This window comes from Kribbella speibonae, assembly GCF_004331375.1.
Taxonomy (GTDB): Bacteria; Actinomycetota; Actinomycetes; order Propionibacteriales; family Kribbellaceae; genus Kribbella; species Kribbella sindirgiensis.
In genome coordinates, this window is the sequence record NZ_SJKC01000003.1 from 158,086 (window position 1) to 176,332 (window position 18,247).

17 protein-coding genes are annotated in these 18,247 nt (G+C 69.0%); 10 read left to right on the plus strand and 7 right to left on the minus strand.

What is annotated here, in order from left to right; all coding sequences use genetic code 11:
• Nucleotides 1–3: 3 nt before the first annotated feature.
• Nucleotides 4–858, minus strand: coding sequence for an esterase/lipase family protein (locus E0H92_RS22055; RefSeq protein WP_131497598.1), 855 nt, complete (start codon nucleotides 856–858; stop codon nucleotides 4–6).
• A gap of 134 nt (nucleotides 859–992) precedes the next feature.
• On the opposite strand from E0H92_RS22055, the gene E0H92_RS22060 reads away from it, so the two are divergent.
• From E0H92_RS22060 to E0H92_RS22080, 5 genes are all read left to right on the plus strand, one after another.
• Nucleotides 993–1,412, plus strand: coding sequence for a coenzyme B12-dependent isobutyryl CoA mutase small subunit (locus E0H92_RS22060; protein WP_131285995.1), 420 nt, complete (start codon nucleotides 993–995; stop codon nucleotides 1,410–1,412).
• A gap of 340 nt (nucleotides 1,413–1,752) precedes the next feature.
• A complete protein-coding gene (locus tag E0H92_RS22065; protein WP_131460388.1) occupies nucleotides 1,753–3,075 on the plus strand; it encodes an ABC transporter substrate-binding protein in 1,323 nt (440 codons plus the stop codon).
• Between the two features lie 96 nt (nucleotides 3,076–3,171).
• Complete coding sequence (locus E0H92_RS22070) at nucleotides 3,172–4,227, plus strand: carbohydrate ABC transporter permease (RefSeq protein ID WP_131460387.1); 1,056 nt, start codon at nucleotides 3,172–3,174, stop codon at nucleotides 4,225–4,227.
• A complete protein-coding gene (locus tag E0H92_RS22075; RefSeq protein WP_131460386.1) occupies nucleotides 4,227–5,105 on the plus strand; it encodes a carbohydrate ABC transporter permease in 879 nt (292 codons plus the stop codon). Before E0H92_RS22070 ends, E0H92_RS22075 begins: the two co-directional genes overlap by 1 nt.
• Nucleotides 5,102–5,254 carry a hypothetical protein gene (locus E0H92_RS22080; protein ID WP_202873766.1) on the plus strand — a complete coding sequence of 51 codons (153 nt, stop codon included), beginning with the start codon at nucleotides 5,102–5,104 and terminating at the stop codon, nucleotides 5,252–5,254. Before E0H92_RS22075 ends, E0H92_RS22080 begins: the two co-directional genes overlap by 4 nt.
• A gap of 48 nt (nucleotides 5,255–5,302) precedes the next feature.
• On the opposite strand, the gene E0H92_RS22085 is transcribed toward E0H92_RS22080, so the two are convergent.
• The gene (locus E0H92_RS22085) at nucleotides 5,303–6,940 is read right to left on the minus strand and encodes a glycoside hydrolase family 13 protein (RefSeq protein WP_131497599.1); all 1,638 of its coding nucleotides are present in this window, start codon (nucleotides 6,938–6,940) and stop codon (nucleotides 5,303–5,305) included.
• Between the two features lie 128 nt (nucleotides 6,941–7,068).
• Here E0H92_RS22085 and sucC point away from each other — a divergent pair, with 128 nt between their 5' ends.
• Together sucC and sucD are read left to right on the plus strand one after the other, a co-directional pair.
• Nucleotides 7,069–8,241, plus strand: a complete 1,173-nt coding sequence (gene sucC, locus E0H92_RS22090; protein WP_131460384.1) for an ADP-forming succinate--CoA ligase subunit beta — start codon at nucleotides 7,069–7,071, stop codon at nucleotides 8,239–8,241.
• A gap of 14 nt (nucleotides 8,242–8,255) precedes the next feature.
• The gene (gene sucD, locus E0H92_RS22095; RefSeq protein WP_131460383.1) at nucleotides 8,256–9,146 is read left to right on the plus strand and encodes a succinate--CoA ligase subunit alpha; all 891 of its coding nucleotides are present in this window, start codon (nucleotides 8,256–8,258) and stop codon (nucleotides 9,144–9,146) included.
• Nucleotides 9,147–9,194: 48 nt separating this feature from the next.
• On the opposite strand, the gene E0H92_RS22100 is transcribed toward sucD, so the two are convergent.
• Nucleotides 9,195–10,526: a hypothetical protein gene (locus E0H92_RS22100; RefSeq protein ID WP_131497600.1), complete on the minus strand. Its 1,332-nt coding sequence runs from the start codon at nucleotides 10,524–10,526 to the stop codon at nucleotides 9,195–9,197.
• A gap of 175 nt (nucleotides 10,527–10,701) precedes the next feature.
• Here E0H92_RS22100 and E0H92_RS22105 point away from each other — a divergent pair, with 175 nt between their 5' ends.
• The 3 genes from E0H92_RS22105 to purH are packed head-to-tail and all read left to right on the plus strand — an operon-like array spanning nucleotide 10,702 to nucleotide 14,136.
• Nucleotides 10,702–11,952 (plus strand): cell division protein PerM, encoded by a 1,251-nt coding sequence (locus E0H92_RS22105; protein WP_131497601.1) that lies wholly within the window; start codon nucleotides 10,702–10,704, stop codon nucleotides 11,950–11,952.
• A 10-nt stretch (nucleotides 11,953–11,962) separates the two neighbouring features.
• Nucleotides 11,963–12,580 carry a phosphoribosylglycinamide formyltransferase gene (purN, locus tag E0H92_RS22110; RefSeq protein WP_131460380.1) on the plus strand — a complete coding sequence of 206 codons (618 nt, stop codon included), beginning with the start codon at nucleotides 11,963–11,965 and terminating at the stop codon, nucleotides 12,578–12,580.
• Nucleotides 12,577–14,136, plus strand: a complete 1,560-nt coding sequence (gene purH / locus E0H92_RS22115; protein WP_131497602.1) for a bifunctional phosphoribosylaminoimidazolecarboxamide formyltransferase/IMP cyclohydrolase — start codon at nucleotides 12,577–12,579, stop codon at nucleotides 14,134–14,136. The genes purN and purH overlap by 4 nt, the downstream gene beginning before the upstream one ends.
• A gap of 36 nt (nucleotides 14,137–14,172) precedes the next feature.
• Here purH and E0H92_RS22120 read toward each other — a convergent pair whose 3' ends face one another.
• From E0H92_RS22120 to E0H92_RS22135, 4 genes are all read right to left on the minus strand, one after another.
• Nucleotides 14,173–14,637 (minus strand): GNAT family N-acetyltransferase, encoded by a 465-nt coding sequence (locus E0H92_RS22120; protein WP_131497603.1) that lies wholly within the window; start codon nucleotides 14,635–14,637, stop codon nucleotides 14,173–14,175.
• A gap of 48 nt (nucleotides 14,638–14,685) precedes the next feature.
• Entirely contained in the window at nucleotides 14,686–14,919 is a 234-nt protein-coding gene (locus E0H92_RS22125; RefSeq protein WP_238152530.1) for a DUF3017 domain-containing protein, read from the minus strand.
• 82 nt (nucleotides 14,920–15,001) lie between these two features.
• On the minus strand, nucleotides 15,002–15,859 hold the full coding sequence (locus tag E0H92_RS22130) for a bifunctional methylenetetrahydrofolate dehydrogenase/methenyltetrahydrofolate cyclohydrolase (protein WP_131460376.1): 858 nt from the start codon (nucleotides 15,857–15,859) through the stop codon (nucleotides 15,002–15,004).
• 272 nt (nucleotides 15,860–16,131) lie between these two features.
• The gene (locus E0H92_RS22135) at nucleotides 16,132–18,048 is read right to left on the minus strand and encodes a glycosyltransferase family 39 protein (protein WP_238173621.1); all 1,917 of its coding nucleotides are present in this window, start codon (nucleotides 18,046–18,048) and stop codon (nucleotides 16,132–16,134) included.
• Nucleotides 18,049–18,247 lie beyond the last annotated feature (199 nt).

An 18,247-nucleotide genomic window follows, 5' to 3' on the forward strand; every position in this document is an offset into this window, starting at 1 on the left:
CGATCAGGCAGTTTTGGGTTCTTCGTCGTCCAAGTGGGCCAGTACGCCGGTGATGCGGTGCACGACCTCGCCGTGGAACGGCAAGGACAGGTGGCCCACGCCGTGGACCCGGACGTTACTCGCCACCAGATCGGGGTGCCGGATCCGGGCCCGGCGCTGCGGCACGATCAACTGGTCGACGTCGCTGTAGAACGCGACGAACCGGGTCCGGCAGCCCGGCGCCGGCTCGTCCAGCTCCGCCATCAGGTCGCTGTCCGGCCGCACCTGCTTCACCAGCGGCCAGGGCAGCAGCTTCGCCGCGAGCGTGCCCTGGTGCGGCGTTCCCAGCGTGACGCAGCTGTGCACGCGGGCGTCGCCGCCGAGTCGCTGGATGTAGTACCGCGCGATCAGCCCGCCGAGGCTGTGCCCGATCACGTGGATCTGGTCGGACCCGGACGCCTCGCAGATCGCTTCGATCTCCCGGCCCATCCGTTCCGCGGTACGGCGTACGTCCAGCGTCAGCGGTGAGTACGAGAACGTGTGGATGCTGCTGAACCCGCGGCGCACCAGGTGCCGGCGCATCATCGCGAAGACCGTGTGGTTGTCGATGATCCCGTGCGCGAGCAGGATCGGCGTACCGGCCGCCTGGATGTCGCTGACCAGCAGGCCGCGCTGGACCGGGCCGAGGCCGGTCAGGTTGAGCCGCGCGGGAAGCGCCGGTGAACGGCTGACGAGGCCGAGCGGGTACATCGCCAGGTGCGTGGTCAGCCAGCCGAGCTCGACCGCCGCGCCGTGCAGCACGCTGGGCGAGAGCGCGGAGCGTGCGCCGTACGCGAGTCCGTCCAGTGCGCCGCGGACCTCGTCCTGCCAGGAGCCCATGCGCGCCTCCTCACCAAACCAGACCCCCCGGTGGTCCGATCACTTTCAACGGTAACCGGTTCCCGTTCGGCGTGTGGGCGAACACACGCCGCCGTGTCTTATCCGTGAGGAACGGCAGCGGTTAGCCTGCCCACATGTCTGCTACGAGCCCGTTGCGCGTTGTCGTCGCCAAGCCCGGTCTGGACGGTCATGACCGTGGCGCCAAGGTCGTCGCCCGTGCCCTGCGGGACGCCGGCATGGAGGTCATCTACACCGGGCTGCACCAGACCCCGGAGCAGATCGTCGAGACCGCGATCGCCGAGGACGCCGACGCGATCGGGCTGTCGGTGCTGTCCGGTGCGCACATGACGCTGTTCAAGCGGGTCCGTGAGCTGCTGACCGAGCGGGAGGCCGAGGACATCGTGGTGTTCGGCGGCGGCATCATCCCGGACGCCGACCTGCAGCCGCTGGCCGAGCTCGGCGTCCACAAGATCTTCACCCCGGGCGCGACCACCACCGAGATCGTCGAGTGGGTCCGCGGCAACGTCGGCGACGCGTCGGCCTCGCCCGCCTGAGAACTGTCCGGGACGCTTCCGGAGTGGCGCATCCGCTCCGGAGCGTGATGACGACTGCCTGGAGTCGTTCTGAACCCTCTTGCCCGATTCAGCAAGGTTACTAATCGGTAATACCGAATCGTTAGGAAATGCCCGGTTGTGCGGGCTTCCCAAACGCGGTCGCATACAGCCATGCGGCTGTCCGTTTCAGAGACCGCCGAGCAGGACTGTGTGTGGCTCAGAACACATCGGCCCCGTTCTCGGTTACTGTCCGGACATGGCGGATCGCAGTGCGGTGGGGGTCTGCGATCAACCGGGCCGGACCAAGCGATACGTCCCATCGGGAGAGGGCAGGTAAACGATGAGGTTTGAACGATCACACGCACGCAGGACGGCATTCGTTGCCGTCGCAAGCAGCTTCGCGCTGCTCGCCACCGCGTGTGGTAGTGGCGACGACGGAAGCAGTGGCGGCGGGGGCAGTGCGGCGCCGGCGCTCGAGGGCAGAGGGCCGATCACCCTTGCCAGCGGCAAGGACACGTCCGGAAACCTGCAGAACCAGCTCAACGCCTGGAACGCGTCCCACCCGACGGAGAAGGTGGAGCTCAAGGAGCTCCCCGAGGACGCCAACGCGCAGCGGCAGCAGATGATCCAGAACGCGCAGGCGCAGTCCGACGCGTTCAGCGTGCTGTCGATGGACGTTGTCTGGACGTCGGAGTTCGCGGCGAACCAGTGGGTCACGCAGATCCCTGAGGACAAGGTCCCCGACCTGGGCAAGTTGATCCCGGCAACGGTGGAGACGGCGAAGTACCGCGACAAGCTGTACGGCGTGCCGGTGACCTCCGACGGCGGCCTGCTCTACTACCGCAAGGACCTGCTGACCAAGGCCGGGATCGCGGACGCTCCGAAGACCTGGGACGAGATGCTCGCCGCCTGCCAGAAGGTGGCCGCGCTGCCCGAGGCCAAGGGGATGAGCTGCTACGCGGGTCAGTACGAGAAGTACGAGGGCCTGACCGTCAACTTCGCCGAGGCGATCAACTCGGCCGGCGGCGTGATCGTCGACAAGGACGGCAAGCCGAACGTCAACACGCCGGAGGCCAAGGCCGGTCTCGAGGAACTGGTGAACGGCTTCAAGGCCGGCGCCATCCCGAAGGCCGCGATCACCTACAAGGAAGAGGAAGGCCGCCGCGCCTTCCAGGAGGGCAAGCTGCTCTTCCACCGCAACTGGCCGTACGTGTACGCGCTGGCCAACAAGACCGACGGCTCCTCGAAGGTGGCCGGCAAGTTCGGCGTCGCGCCGCTGCCGGGTAAGACCGGTCCGGGTGTCTCGTCGCTCGGTGGGCACGACTACGCGATCAGCTCGTTCGCCAAGAACAAGGCGACCGCGCTCGACTTCATCAACTTCATGGCGAGTGAAGAGCGCCAGAAGGCGAACATCGAGAAGACGTCGCAGGCGCCGAGCTGGGCGTCGCTGTACGACGACCCGGCACTGACCAAGCAGTTCCCGTACCTGGCGCCGCTGAAGGCGTCGATCCTCGGCGCGCAGCCGCGGCCGCGGGTGGTCAAGTACGGCGACGTGACGGCCGCGATCCAGGCGGCGGCGTACGACGCCCTGAACGCGAAGGTGGCGCCGGACAAGGCGCTCGCCGATCTGCAGACCAAGCTGCAGTCGCTCATCACGCAATGACCGTCGTGCCGGGGCCGGTGTGTGGGGAGAACGTGACCACGCACCGGCCCCGGCCAGTCCCTGCCCGGGTCCGCCCGGGAAACTAAGGAGGCACAGGTGACTGCAAGCGCGCCGGTCGCGGAACGACCGGCCAACAAAGCGAAGAAGCAGCAGCGGTTCGACGAGGGCACCGGCCGGCTGGCCGCGACGCTGCTTTCCCCGACGCTGCTCGTGCTCGGCGTCGTGGTGCTGTTCCCGATCATCTCGGCGCTGCGTGAATCGCTGTTCCAGAGCGGTCAGCGGCTCGACGAGAACGGCTTCATCGTCAAGGGTTCGACGTTCGTCGGGCTCGACAACTACCTCGACATCTTCCGCGGCGAGACCGGTGACCGGTTCTGGAACGCGTTCTACAACACCACGTTCTTCACCGTGGTGTGTGTGGTTCTGGAGACGGTCCTCGGCGTCGCGATGGCGCTGATCATGCACAAGGCCTTCAAGGGCCGGGGCATCGTCCGGGCCAGCATCCTGGTCCCGTGGGCGATCCCGACCGTCATCTCGGCGCTGCTCTGGAAGTGGATCTTCCAGGCCGACGGCGTCGCCAACACCCTGATCGGCGCGCAGGTGCTCTGGTCGACGGAGGGCTGGCAGTCCAAGCTCTCGGTCGTCATCGCGGACACCTGGAAGACCGCACCGTTCATCGGCCTCCTGGTCCTGGCCGGGCTGCAGACCATCCCGGCCGAGGTCTACGAGGCCGCGAAGGTGGATGGCGCCAACGCCTGGAAGACGTTCACCCGGATCACGCTGCCGCTGGTGAAGCCGGCGCTGCTGGTGGCAGTGCTGTTCCGGATCCTCGACACGCTGCGGATCTTCGACCTGCCGTTCGTCCTGGTCGGCCAGCACAAGAACTCGGTCGAGACGCTGTCGATGCTGGCGTTCGACGAGGCCTCCAATACAAGATTCGGGCCGGCGGCCGCTTATGCGACGGTGCTGTTCCTGTACGTCGCGGTGGTCGCCTATCTGTTCGTGAAGATCCTCGGCGCCGACGTGATCGGTGAGGCCCGGGCCAAGAAGCCCGGTGGCGGTAACGGCAAGCGGTGGCAGAAGAAGAACGCGGTCAAGGACACGACCAACGCCTCGGTCGGTGCTGTGGCGTCCGGCGGAGGTGGATTCTGATGGCAACGGCAACTGCGCCGCCTACCGGTGGCGGCACGCTCAAGACGGCCGAGACCAGCGCGTTGCGCCGGTACGCGCCGCTGCTCGGCGTCGCGATCATCGTGCTGTACTGCCTGGCGCCGTTCTACTGGATGGTGGTCTCGGCGTTCCGCCGGCCGTCCGACCAGTTCTCGAACGACATCATCCCGGCGCCGTTCTCGATCCAGAACTTCAAGGACGTGTTCGCCGGGTCCAACGGCTTCGGCCGGGGTCTGCTGAACAGCCTGATCGTGGCCGGGTCGGTGACGATCCTGACGCTGATCATCGGCATGGTGGCGGCGTACACGCTGGCGCGGCTGGACTTCAAGTTCAAGAACGTCGTCCTGGCGATCATCATCACCACGTCGATGTTCCCGGGCATCTCGCTCGTCGTCCCGCTGCTGAAGCTGTTCGTCGACATCAAGTGGATCAACACCTACCAGGCGATGATCGTGCCGAGCCTGTCGTTCGCACTGCCGCTGGCGGTGTGGAACCTGACCGCGTTCTTCCGGCAGATGCCGCAGGAGCTCGAGCAGGCGGCGATGGTGGACGGCTGTACGCCGGCCCAGGCGTTCCGCAAGGTCATCATCCCGTTGGCGGCGCCCGGTGTGTTCACCACGGCGATCATCACGTTCATCGCGGCCTGGAACGAGTTCCTGATCGCGCTGAGCATGACCAACAAGAAGTCGATCCAGACGGCGAACGTGATCGTCTCGCAGTTCACCGGTACGACCGGCCGTGACCAACCGTTCGGCAGCCAGATGGCCGCCGGTGTCGTGGTCACGATCCCGCTCGTGATCGCCGTACTGCTGTTCCAGCGCCGTATCGTCGCCGGCCTCACGGCAGGTGGCGTGAAGTGAGCTGGCGGGACCGGCGCGAACGTGACCGCCGGGACCGGGAGGACCGGGACCGGCGGGATCGGGAAGACCGCGACCGCCGCGACCGCGAGGACCGGGACCGGCGCGACCAGGAGGACCGGGACCGCCGCGACCGCGAGAGATACCGCTAGGCACGAGAAACGGCCGGAGCCTTACGCTCCGGCCGTTTTCTCGTGGAATCAGACCTCGAGCCAGACGGTGGCGTCCACCGGAAGCACGCCGTCGGTCAGCGGCTCGCTGGCCAGCAGGACATCCTGGTGCGGCGGCAGGGTGACTGGTGCGTCGCTGATGTTGACGACACAGCGGAAGCCCGGCTCGCGGGTGAACGAGAGGACATCGGCCGGGGCGTCGGTGTCCCAGACCAGACGGCCTTCGCCGAGGGCCGGGTGCTCGCGCCGGATCTTGAGGGCCGCCTTGTAGAGGCTGAGGTGGCTGTCAGGGTCTCCGGTCTGGGCCTCTGCGGTCAGGCCGGCCCAGTCGGACGGCTGCGGAAGCCACGGCTGCTTGGTGCCGGCACCGAAGCCGTACGGCGGAGTGGAGCCGGACCACGGGATGGGCACGCGGCAGCCGTCGCGGCCGCGAACGGTATGGCCGGAGCGCTCCCAGGTGGGGTCGTCGAGGACGTCCTCGGGCAGGTCCTCGACCTCGGGCAGCCCGAGCTCGTCGCCCTGGTAGATGTACGCGCCGCCGGGCAGCGCCAGCTCCAGCAGCGCGGCGGCCCGCGCCCGGCGCAGGCCGAGCTCCAGATCGGTCGGTACGACGCCTGCGCCTTCCAGAGCGTCCTTCCGGTCGCGGCCGTACCGCGTGCGGTGCCGGATCGTGTCGTGGTTGCTCAGCACCCATGTCGCCGGCGCCCCGACCGCCCACAGGTTGTCGGTGGTGTGGTCGATGACCTCCCGCAGTTCCTTCGCGTCCCACGCCGCGCGCAGGGCGTCGAAGTTGAACGCCGAGTGCAGTTCGTTCGGCCGCACGTACTGCGCCAGCCGCTCGGCCGGCGACAGCCACGCCTCCGCGACGAACACCCGGGGTCCCTGGGGCGTATCGGCGTACTCGTCGGCGATCGCGCGCCAGCGCTGGTGGATGGTGTGCACCCCGGGCTGGTCGTAGAACGGGTTCCCGACGTACTTCTCCCGCGTCGGTTCCCCGTTGTGCAGCGGGACGTCGGGCAGCGCCGGGTCCTTCGCCATCGAGTCGGCGACGTCGATCCGGAAGCCGTCGACGCCGCGGTCGAACCAGAACCGCAGGATCGCGTCGAACTCCTCGATCACCTTCGGGTGGTCCCAGTTCCAGTCCGGCTGGGAGATGTCGAACAGGTGCAGGTACCACTGGCCGTCGTCGATCTGCTGCCAGGCCGGCCCACCGAAGGCCGCCGGCCAGTTGGTCGGCGGCTTGCCGTCCTCGGAGTCGCGGAACCAGAACAGGTCGCGCTCCGGAGAGCCCTTGCCCGCCGCCAGCGCGGCCTTGAACCACGGGTGGTCCCAGGAGCAGTGGTTCGGCACCAGGTCGATCAGGATCCGCAGGCCCAGCGCGTGCGCCTCGGTGATCAGCGCGTCCGCGTCCGCGAGGGTGCCGAACTCCGGGTTGATGTCGCGGTAGTCGGCGACGTCGTACCCGCCGTCGAGCAGCGGGGACGGGTACCACGGGCTGATCCAGATCGCGTCGACGCCGAGCTCGGCGAGGTACGGCAGCCGGGCGCGGATCCCGTTCACGTCGCCGGTCCCGTCACCGTCGGCGTCGGCGAACGAACGCGGGTACACCTGGTAGACGACGGCGCTGCGCCACCAGTCTTCGAGTGGTCTGGTCCCTGGAACAGTCATGCGAACCAGCCTGACATGCCGGGCACGGAGCCTGTGACAGTCGTCTCAGGAAGGACCCCGGCTGTTGCTCGCGGCCCGAGGGTGGCTACTGTCAGAAGCCCCGTACAGGCGAGAGAGGGACCACACTCGTGGATCTGATGGAATTCCAGGCGAAGACGGTCTTCGCCAAGCACGGAGTGCGGACGACCGTGGGTGCGGTCGTCACGACTCCGGAGGAAGCCCGCGCGGCGGCCGAGAAGATCGGCGGCCGGGTGGTCGTGAAGGCCCAGGTCAAGACCGGCGGCCGCGGCAAGGCCGGCGGCGTCAAGCTGGCCTCGACCCCGGACGAGGCCGAGGAGAAGGCCCGCGAGATCCTCGGGCTGGACATCAAGGGTCACGTCGTCAAGATCCTGAACATCGTCCCGGCCGCGGCGATCGGCGAGGAGTACTACTTCTCGTTCCTGATCGACCGCGCCAACCGCAACTACCTCTGCATCGCCTCCGCCGCCGGCGGCATGGAGATCGAGGAGGTCGCGCACACGAATCCGGACGCGGTCGCGCAGATCTCGATCGATCCGGCCACCGGTGTGGACGAGGCGAAGGCGCGCGAGATCGCGGTCGCCGCGAAGTACCCGGCCGACGTGATCGACGCCGTCGTACCGGAGATCGTCAAGCTGTACGACGTGTTCATCGCCGAGGACGCCTCGCTGGTCGAGGTGAACCCGCTGGTCAAGCTCGAGGACGGCAACGTCGAGGCGCTGGACGGCAAGGTCACGCTGGACGAGAACGCGGACTTCCGGCACCCGGAGCACGCCGAGTTCGAGGACGTCTCGGCGGCCGACCCGCTGGAGGCGGCGGCCAAGGCCAAGGGCCTGAACTACGTGAAGCTCGACGGTTCGGTCGGCATCATCGGCAACGGCGCTGGGCTCGTCATGAGCACCCTCGACGTGGTCGCGTACGCCGGTGAGGAGTTCGGCGGCCAGAAGCCCGCCAACTTCCTCGACATCGGCGGCGGCGCGTCCGCCGAGGTGATGGCGAACGGGCTGGAGATCATCATCTCCGACCCGCAGGTGGAGAGCGTGTTCGTGAACGTCTTCGGCGGTATCACCGCCTGTGACGCGGTCGCGAACGGCATCGTGCAGGCGTTCGAGCTGCTGTCGAGCCGCGGCGAGGCCGTCACCAAGCCGCTGGTCGTCCGGCTGGACGGCAACAACGCCGAGGAGGGCCGCCGGATCCTCGACGAGGCGGGTCTCGCCGGTCTGGAGCGGGTCGACACGATGGACGGCGCCGCCAAGCGCGCCGCCGAGCTGGCTGCGAAGTAAGGGATCGCCGAACAATGTCTATCTTCCTGACCAAGGACAGCAAGGTCATCGTCCAGGGCATGACCGGCTCCGAGGGCACCAAGCACACCACCCGGATGCTCGCCTCGGGCACCAACATCGTCGGCGGCGTGAACCCGCGCAAGGCGGGCCAGAGCCAGGACTTCGACGGCAAGGCGGTGCCGGTGTTCGGCACCGTCGCCGACGCGGTCAAGGAGACCGGCGCGAACGTGTCGGTCATCTTCGTCCCGCCGAAGTTCACCAAGGACGCCGTACTGGAGGCCGTCGAGGCCGAGGTGCCGCTGGTCGTGGTGATCACCGAGGGCGTGCCGGTGCACGACACCGCCGCGTTCTTCGCCGCCGCGCAGGCGTCCGGCAAGACCCGGATCATCGGCCCGAACTGCCCCGGCATCATCACCCCGGGGTCGTCGAACGCGGGCATCATTCCCGCCGACATCGCGGGCCAGGGCCGGATCGGTCTGGTGTCGAAGTCCGGCACGCTGACCTACCAGATGATGTACGAGCTGCGGGACTTCGGGTTCTCGACCGCGATCGGGATCGGCGGCGACCCGATCATCGGGACCACGCACATCGACGCGCTGCAGGCGTTCCAGGACGACCCGGACACCGACGCGATCGTGATGATCGGTGAGATCGGTGGCGACGCCGAGGAGCGTGCGGCCGCGTTCATCAAGGAGAACGTGACCAAGCCCGTCGTCGGGTACGTCGCGGGCTTCACCGCCCCGGAGGGCAAGACGATGGGCCACGCCGGCGCCATCGTCTCCGGCTCGTCCGGCACCGCGGCCGCGAAGCAGGAGGCCCTCGAGGCCGTCGGCGTGAAGGTGGGCAAGACGCCGACCGAGACCGCCAACCTGATGCGCGAGATCATGCAGGGCCTGAACAAGTAACAGCCAGGCGTAACAGCGGGACCTGCCCCTTCGGGGTGGGTCCCGCTGCTATTTGTAGGTGGCGGAGCGGTCGGCCGCGCGGGTCAGCGTCTCGTTGAACGCCGCGTCGGTGAGATCCAGCTCCTTGAGGACCGGGAACAATACGTAGACCGCCCGGTTCCCCGACGACGCGATCCCGATCCGGTAGACGAACTTCTTCCCGTCACCGGTGTCGTACGTCGCCTTCCAGCTCTTGCCGGTGAGGGTGTTGGTCTTGACCGTGCCGGTCGAGTCGACCTTGGCGTTCGAGACGTTCTTCTCGCAGGCGTCGACGTTCTTCTTGATCTGGCTGACGTAACTCGCGGCCGCGGCCGAGGTGGCGAACCTGATCACGGTGTCGTCGAGCCCGAACTCGGTCGGCACCTTCGCCTCCGGCGTCACATACGTGACCGTGCCGTACTTCGTCGCCTTCGCCTTCTTGAGGCCGAGCTTCTCGCAGCCGGTGCCGTCGTTGCTCGTCGCGGGGGCGCTCACCCACGGCTTGTCGATCTCGTCCAGCAGCGGCAGGTCCACCGAGGCCATGAAGCCCGGGGTGTCGGTGTTCGGCAGCAGGGCCGGTTTCGCGACCGGGGCGCTGGTCGCGCAACCGCCGGTCTGGGCGCAGATCTTCTTCGCCGCCGCGCTCGCGGTGGCCAGCACCAGGTCCGGCCGGGGCGGCGTCGCGGCGATCGTGTCGTGCTCGACGACCATGGTGGCCTGCCCGGCCAGCGTGACCGCGACGGTCCGGTACTTCGTCTTCGCGCCGGGGACCTGCCCGAAGACGGCGATCACGCCGCGCTCGCCGACGCCGGTGGTCACGTAACCGGCCGACAACCGGGTCTGCGGCGTCGTGCACTGGCTGAGCCAGTGGACGACCGTGGCGTAGGTCTTCGCGGCGGTGGCCTTGTCGTTCGACACGTCGACGTACTGGACGGCCGTGTCCTTGGTGGCCGAGTTCTGCAGGGTGCGGACCCAGGTCCGCAGGCCGGACGGGTCGGCGAACCGCTGCGACTGGCAGGCGAACGCGTTGTCCGGGGCCGAGTCGCCGTCCGCGGTCTTGGTGACCGCCCAGGTGCCGGTCGCGCCGAGCGTCTTCGCGCCCGCGGCGTCCAGCAGCGCCTTGTCGTCGGCCAGTACCTCGGAATTGGACGGCTTGTCGTCCGACGGGCCGTTGCCGGCCTTCGCGCCGGGCTCCTTGTCGCCGCCGAACGCGTTCAGCGCGGCGACGCCGCCGCCGCCGACCAGCACCACGACCGCGACCCCTGCTGCGATCGTCTGGTTCCGCTTGCGCGCCTTCTGGCGACGCGCCTCCCGGGCAGCGGCGCGACCGCCGCCGCGTGATGCACGGTGGGAACCGGCCAAAGCTCGTCCTCCTGACTGATTCCACCCGACAGTACCGGGTGAACCCACGCAGCTCCCACTCAGCTACCAACAGGCGAACAGGTGTGAACTGAGCGTGAGCAGGCGGGCTGAAGTCTCCCACATCCGGCGTGTCAGGACGAGTGGCGTCCGTGCGCGGGGAGACGATGGGAGTCAGATGACCGACATGCTGAGCCGCCCGGGCGCGCGGGACGGCGAATCGAGCGCTGCGCAGACGTCGGAGATCGCCGCCCAGACCAAGCCGTTGGTCGTGTCGGCCGTGATCTCCGCCGGAGCGTGCCTCCTGACGGGTCTGCTCACCTGTGCCGCGGTCGCCGTGATCGGCTGGCTGGGCGCGACGTTCGGCGGCGCCTCCGGCGCGGTCCGGGCCGGTGCCTCGGCCTGGCTGATCGCGCACAAGGCGGGAGTGACGATCGGCACCGGCCGGATCAGCATCGCGCCGCTCGGCCTGACACTGTTCTTCGTCTGGTGCCTGTACCGCGGCGGCAAGTCCGCGGCCCGGTCCAGCGCGGCCGACCGGACCCGTGACCTGATCTCGCTGGCCGGGGCGTTCGCGCTCGTCTACGGCCTCGGCGGGCTCGTCGTGGCGTTGTTCACGGCGGAGGGCCCGCTCAAGGTGTCGCCGCTGGCCGCGTTCCTGGGTGCGTTCTCGCTGGCGCTGGTGGCCGGGCTCGCGGGGATCGCGGTCGAGTCCGGAGCGGCGGAGGACCTCGCCGACGCCACACCGGCTGGTCTGCGGGACGCCGTACCCGCCGCGCTGGCCGCCGTCCTGACCGTGATCGCGATCGCCTCGCTGCTGTACGGCGTACTGCTCGCGATCCACTTCTCCCGGATCACCGGGATGCTCGAACTGCTGAACGCCGGCGTGATCGGGTCGGTCGTACTGTTCGCGATCTGTCTGATGCTCGTGCCCAACATGGTGCTGTACGTCGTCGCGTTCCTCGCCGGACCCGGATTCCAGCTCGGGACCGGTACGACGATCGCGCCGACCGGCGTGGACGTGGGGAACCTGCCCGCGCTCCCGCTCCTGGCGGCGGTACCTGCCGACGGCGCGACCCCGTCGTACCTGCTGGTGCTGACGGCCGTGGTGCCGCTGGTCGCCGGTGCGGTCGCGGGGCTGGTCGTCGTACGGCGAGGGCTCGCGGAGCGGGACGCCGACGCGCTCGGGTGGGACGCGTTCGCGCTGCGCGGTGCGATGGCGGCGCTCGTCGCGGGCGTGATCGTGTTCGCGCTGCTGGCGCTGTCGGGCGGATCGGCCGGGCCCGGGCGGATGTCCGCGGTCGGAGTTCCGGCGGCGTTGCCGGCGGCCGGCGTACTGGCGGCCGGGATGGCGATCGGGGCGGCGATCACGGCCGCGGTCGTCTCGGCGCGGCGACCGGCTGACGGGGATCCTGACAGCGGGCGATAGGCTTCCGGCCGTGACTGCTTCTGACTCCGCGCGCCTCGTCGTGCTCATCTCGGGGTCGGGGTCGAACCTGCAGGCCTTGCTGGACGCGTGCGCCGACCCGGCGTACGGCGCTCAGGTCGTCGCCGTCGGCGCCGACCGCGACGGGATCGCCGGCCTGGCCCGGGCCGCGGCCGCCGGCGTGCCGACGTTCGTGCACAAGGTGAAGTCCTTCGCCGAGCGTGCCGACTGGGACCGGGCGCTGACCTCCTCGGTCGCTTCTTACCAGCCCGACCTGGTGGTCTCGGCCGGGTTCCTGAAGCTGGTCGGGGACGATTTCCTCGAGTCCTTCGGCGACCGCTACATCAACACCCACAACGCGCTGCTGCCCGCGTTCCCCGGGATCCACGGTCCCCGGGACGCGCTGGAGTACGGCGTGAAGGTCGCCGGGGCGACGCTGTTCTTCGTGGACGGCGGCGTCGACACCGGGCCGATCATCGCGCAGGTCGTCGTACCCGTGCTGGACGACGACACCGTAGAAGACCTGACCGAACGGATCAAGGACGTCGAACGCCGCCAGTTGGTGGAATGGGTCGGCCGCCTGGTCCGGGAGGGCTGGACTATCACTGGACGAAAGGTTCGACTGAAGTGAGCACCGACCGCAGGCCGATCCGCCGCGCGCTGATCAGCGTGTACGACAAGACCGGTCTGGAGGAACTCGCTTCCGCGCTGCACGCCGCCGGTGTTCAGCTGGTGTCGACCGGTTCGACCGCGGCGCGGATCGCGGCGGCCGGGGTTCCGGTGACCAAGGTCGAGGAACTGACCGGGTTCCCGGAGTGCCTGGACGGACGGGTCAAGACGCTGCACCCGCTCGTGCACGCCGGTCTGCTCGCCGACCTGCGCAAGTCCGACCATGTCGAGCAGTTGCAGGAGATGCGGGTCGAGCCGTTCGACCTGCTGGTCAGCAACCTGTACCCGTTCACCGAGACGGTCGCGTCCGGCGCATCGGTCGACGAGTGCATCGAGCAGATTGACATCGGCGGTCCGTCGATGGTGCGCGGCGCCGCGAAGAACCACGCGAACGTCGCGGTGGTCACGTCTGCTGCGCAGTACCCCGCGCTTCTCGCCGCTCTCGGCGAGGGTGGCTTTTCCTTGGAGGATCGGGCCCGGCTGGCTGCGGCGGCCTTCGTGCACACGGCCGAGTACGACATCGCGGTCGCGTCCTGGATGGGCAGCGTGCTCACCGACTCGTCGGAGGGCTCCGGTTTCCCCGCGTGGGTTGGCGCTTCATGGGAGAAGTCCGCTGTGCTGCGGTACGGCGAGAACCCGCATCAGCCGGCCGCCCTGTACCTGAACGGGCGCGGCGGGCTGGCCGCGGCGGAGCAGCTGCACGGCAAGGAGATGTCGTACAACAACTACGTCGACGCCGACGCGGCCCGGCGTACCGCCTATGACTTCAGCGAGCCGGCGGTCGCGATCATCAAGCACGCCAACCCGTGCGGGATCGCCGTCGGCAAGGACATCGCGGAAGCCCACCGGCGCGCGCACGAGTGCGACCCGGTCTCGGCGTACGGCGGTGTGATCGCAACGAACCGCCCGGTCACCGTCGACCTCGCCAAGCAGGTCGCGGAGATCTTCACCGAGGTGCTGGTGGCGCCCGGCTTCGAGGACGGCGCCGTCGAGATCCTGCAGGCGAAGAAGAACATCCGGCTGCTCGTCGCGCCCGAGGTGTCTGCCGACGAGACCGTCGAGCTGCGCGCGATCAGCGGCGGCCTGCTGCTGCAGCACCGCGACCGCTTCCAGGCCGCCGGCGACGACCCGTCCGCATGGACACTCGCCGCTGGTTCTCCTGCTTCTGACGAGGTGCTCGCCAACCTGGCCTTCGCCTGGAAGGCCTGCCGCGCGGTCAAGTCCAACGCGATCCTGCTCGCCTCCAACGGCGCCTCCGTCGGCGTCGGCATGGGCCAGGTCAACCGCGTCGACTCCTGCCGCCTCGCCGTCTCCCGCGCGGGCGAGCGTGCTGTGGGCTCCGTCGCCGCCTCCGACGCTTTCTTCCCCTTCCCCGACGGCCTAGAGGTCCTCATCGAAGGTGGCGTCAAAGCAGTGGTCCAGCCCGGCGGCTCCATCCGAGACGAAGCAGCCATCGAAGCAGCCACCAAAGCCGGCATCACCATGTACTTCACCGGAACCCGCCACTTCTTCCACTAACTACCAACCCACGCACCTTCTGACCTGCATCGGAGGTCAGAAGGTGCGCCGGTACGAGACTTGGTGGCCGTTGTCGCGGGTTGTGTCGGTGAGGGTCCAGCCGGTCTTGGTGTAGAAGTTCTGGGCTCGGGGGTAGTTGGCGAGGGTCCAGAGGATTGCTTCGTCGTAGCGGGCCGCCAGTTCTTCGAGGGCCTTCTGCATGAGGGCGCTGCCGATACCTTGGCGCCAGTACGGCGGGGCGACGGTGATTGTGTCGAGTTCGCCCAGCTCAGGGTCGATCGGATCGCGGCTCGGGCCGATGCCGACCAGGCCCGCGATCTCGCCGCCAACCTCGGCGACCCACCAGTTGCCGTCGGCAAGCTCGTCGGACCAGCGTGCGATCCGCGCGTCGTCCAGTACGGCGACCGGCATCAACTCGCCGAACCCGGCATTCCATCCCTCGACGTAGATCTTGGCAACGGCTGGACCGTCGTCGCGGTCGGCGGGGCGGATGGTGACCATCTGCCCGAGTATGCCGCCGGCAAGCGCCAGCCGCAGCCTGTTATCCGGTCAGTTCGGGATGATCAGGCCCAGTACGGCGATCGCGGCGGCGGTGAGGGTCAGGAAAGCGGTGTCGAACATGCGGTTGCGGACGTGGAGGAGGCCTGCGGCTGTGTCGGAGAGGGTGGCTCGGAGGAGGGCGGCGAGGGCCGCGGCGCCCGCGAAGACGAGTACGCCGTTGCGCCAGTTGTAGAACCAGAGCACGACCAGGCCGACCAGCGCGACCAGAAGCGTCAACCCCAACGGCCATTGACTCCGACGCTGGGCCTCACCCGCCATCAGCACGCCACACCCAACTCGACCCCGTACGCCGTACCGCCGGGGGTCACTGGGGGAGGCTCGATTCGGCGGCTTCTACGACGTTGGTGAGGAGCATGGCGCGGGTCATCGGGCCGATGCCGCCGGGCATCGGGGCGATCCAGGCGGCGTGCTCGCGGGCCGCGGGCTCGATGTCGCCGACGATCTTGCCCTCGGCGCTCCGGCTGGTGCCGACGTCGAGCAGGACCGCTCCGGGCTTCACCATGTCCGCCGTGATCAGGCCGGCCGAACCCGCGGCGGCGATCACGATGTCGCCGGTCCGTACGACGGCGGCGAGGTCCTTCGTGCCGGTGTGGCACTGCGTCACGGTCGCGTTCTCGCTGCGCCGGGTGAACAGCAGCCCCATCGGCCGACCCGCGGTCACGCCGCGGCCGACGACGACCACGTGCGCGCCGGCGATCGGTACGTCGTACCGCCGGAGGATCTCCACGCAGCCCTTCGGGGTGCACGGCAGCGGGCCGTCCTGGCCCAGGACGAGCTTGCCGAGGCTGACCGGGTGCAGGCCGTCGGCGTCCTTGGCGGGGTCGATCAGGCCGAGGATCGTGTTCGTGTCGACGTGCTTTGGGAGCGGGAGCTGGACGATGAAGCCGGTGCAGTCCGGGTTGTCGTTGAGCGCCTGTACCTGCGCGGCGATCTCGTCCTGGGCCGCGGTGTCCGGCAGCTCGACCTGGATCGAGGAGATCCCGACCGCCGCGCAGTCGCGGTGCTTGCCCGCCACGTACGCCCGGCTGCCCGGGTCGTCACCCACCAGGATCGTGCCGAGCCCGGGCACCACGCCCTGCTCGGCGAGTTTCGCGACCCGGACCTTCAACTCGTCCTTGATCGCCGCCGCCGTCGCCTTGCCATCCAGAATCTGCGCCGTCACGACCCCAGAGTCTGCCACGCACCACCCCGTGCGCCCCACCCGCACCGCCCGAGCACCCTCCCCGGCACCGCCCCGGTGCCCTGCCCGGACGGCCACCACTCACCAACCGGGTCGCGTGCGCCGCTCACGAGCGGGCCGGCTGGCCGGGTGAGGCGGGTTGGTGTGGGTTGGTGAGTGGTGGGGGTTCGGATCGCCAGGCCATCACATATGAAGGTCGGCCGGGCGGCCACGCGGGCCGCCCGGCCGAGGGGGTGATTGTGATGGGCTGGGGGTCAGCTCACCAGCTTGTAGACGGTGGTGCTGCCGACCGTGGTTGCCGTGTAGTTGGATTCGACCCAGGACTGGATCTCGCTGGCGGCGGAGGAGCCGTCGCGTCCGCCGCCTTGGCCGCCGGAGATGTAGTACGAGATCTTGCCTTCGGCTACCCATTGCTTGAACTGGGCGAGGGTCGGTGCGTCGTCGGTGCCGCTGAAGCCGCCGATGGCGATGACGGACTTCCCCGTGGCGAGCTCGAGCGAGGCCGCCGACTGCGAACCGCTGGTGGCGGCCGCCCAGGTCGTGGTGGTGTTCGACAGCAGAGCCGTCAGCTCACTACTGGCCGAGGCATCCCCACCCATCCCACCCCCACCATCCGCCGAGCTGGTCGAACTGCTGGAACTCGAGCTCGTCGATCCGTTTGCTCCGTTCGGGGGTGTGCCGGTCGGAGCGCCCGAGCCGCCGGGGCCACCCGCCCCGCGGGTACCGCCGCCGCCCCCACCCATCGCGCTGCTGCTCGGCCCCGATGTCGGGATCGACCCGTTGTGCGTCTGCGCCGCCGTAGCCGCCGCGTACGCCGTGCTTCCGAGCCCGAGCGAAACCACCACCGCCAGAACAACCGCAGGCAGCACCCGCCGCACCCGCTGACCGACCAGCACCAGAAGCCCCGCGAGAACACCGGCCGCGAGTACGACGTACTTCGCCCAAGGCAGGAAGTCCGACGTACGGCCCAGCAGCACGTAATCCCAAACGCCCGTCGCCAGGACCATCGCGGCCAATGTGATCCGCGCCGCCAGCGCCGCCCGCTGCTTCCAGGCGATCACAACACCCATCCCAACCAGACCGCCGATGGCCGGGGCGAGCGCGACCGCGTAGTACGGGTGGATCGTGCCGCTCATGAAGCTGAAGACGCCCGCGGTCACGAGCAGCCAACCGCCCCACAGCACGAGCCCGGCCCGGAACAGGTCGGTTCGCGGCGCGCGACGTGTCAGCCACAGCCCGCCGACCAGCGCGATCAATGCCGCAGGCAACAACCAGGAGATCTCGGTGCCGAAGGCGGATCCGAACATCCGGGTGATCCCGGTGCTCCCGCCGAACCCGGTGTTCGTGCTCCCACCACCACCGCCACCGTTGCCCGAACCACCCAGCAGCCGCCCGAGCCCGTTGTAGCCAAGCGCAAGCTCGAGCAGCGAGTTGTTGGTCGACCCACCGATATAAGGACGGCTCGACGCGGGCCACAGCTCGACGAGCGCGACGTACCAACCGGCACTCACGATCAACGCACCCAGCGCGCCGACCAGATGCAGCAGCCGCCGGCGCAACGACGTCGGCGCCGCAATCAGGTACACCAGCGTGAACGCCGGCAGGACCAGCAGCGCCTGCCCCATCTTGGTCAGGAACGCGAACCCGATCGCCACGCCGGCCAGCGCCAGCCATCGCGCCGACGCCTTCTCCAGTGACCGTACGACGAAGTACGCCGCGGTCACCATCAGCAGCACGAGCAACGCGTCCGGGTTGTTGAACCGGAACATCAGTACGGCGACCGGCGTCAACGCCAGCGCACTACCCGCGATCAGCCCCGCGGCCGGACCGGCCACGCGCTTCACGGTCAGGTACAACAGTCCGACCGCTGCGATCCCCATGAACGCCTGCGGCGCCAGCACTGTGAAGCTGCTGAACCCGAACAGCCGCGCGAACGCGGTCGCCACCCACAGCGCGCCCGGCGGCTTGTCGACCGTGATCGCGTTCCCCGCGTCGAGCGACCCGAACAGCCACGCCTTCCAGCTCTGCGTCCCGGCCAGCTCCGCGGCGGCGTAGAAACTGTTCCCGTACCCCGAGGCGGTCAGATTCCACAGGTACAGCAACGCCGTACCGGCCAGCATCGCCAGCGCCGCCGGCCGAACGTACGCCGCCTGCCCGGCCGGCCCTCGCACCAACCGCCGGAGCCTCCCTGGCGGCGGACCTGGCGGAGGATCCGCGGCCGGTGGTTCAAGAGTGCGAGCGGGTCGGTCGAGCAGCGTCGTCATGATCGTCTCCAGTTCGGCGTACGGCTTCCACTGGTGACGATGACAAGTGGGTCTTCGGCCTCCCTGGGCGTCGGCTGGGAGCTCGCTGTGAGCCGGGAATGCGCGG

What these genes read in the sequence shown, in the direction of transcription:
- E0H92_RS22055 (WP_131497598.1), bottom strand. Translation starts at nt 858, where the DNA reads ATGGGCTCCTGGCAGGACGAGGTCCGCGGCGCACTGGACGGACTCGCG.
- E0H92_RS22060 (WP_131285995.1), top strand. Translation starts at nt 993, where the DNA reads ATGTCTGCTACGAGCCCGTTGCGCGTTGTCGTCGCCAAGCCCGGTCTG.
- E0H92_RS22120 (WP_131497603.1), bottom strand. Translation starts at nt 14,637, where the DNA reads ATGGTCACCATCCGCCCCGCCGACCGCGACGACGGTCCAGCCGTTGCC.
- sucD (WP_131460383.1), top strand. Translation starts at nt 8,256, where the DNA reads ATGTCTATCTTCCTGACCAAGGACAGCAAGGTCATCGTCCAGGGCATG.
- E0H92_RS22065 (WP_131460388.1), top strand. Translation starts at nt 1,753, where the DNA reads ATGAGGTTTGAACGATCACACGCACGCAGGACGGCATTCGTTGCCGTC.
- E0H92_RS22105 (WP_131497601.1), top strand. Translation starts at nt 10,702, where the DNA reads ATGACCGACATGCTGAGCCGCCCGGGCGCGCGGGACGGCGAATCGAGC.
- E0H92_RS22075 (WP_131460386.1), top strand. Translation starts at nt 4,227, where the DNA reads ATGGCAACGGCAACTGCGCCGCCTACCGGTGGCGGCACGCTCAAGACG.
- E0H92_RS22085 (WP_131497599.1), bottom strand. Translation starts at nt 6,940, where the DNA reads ATGACTGTTCCAGGGACCAGACCACTCGAAGACTGGTGGCGCAGCGCC.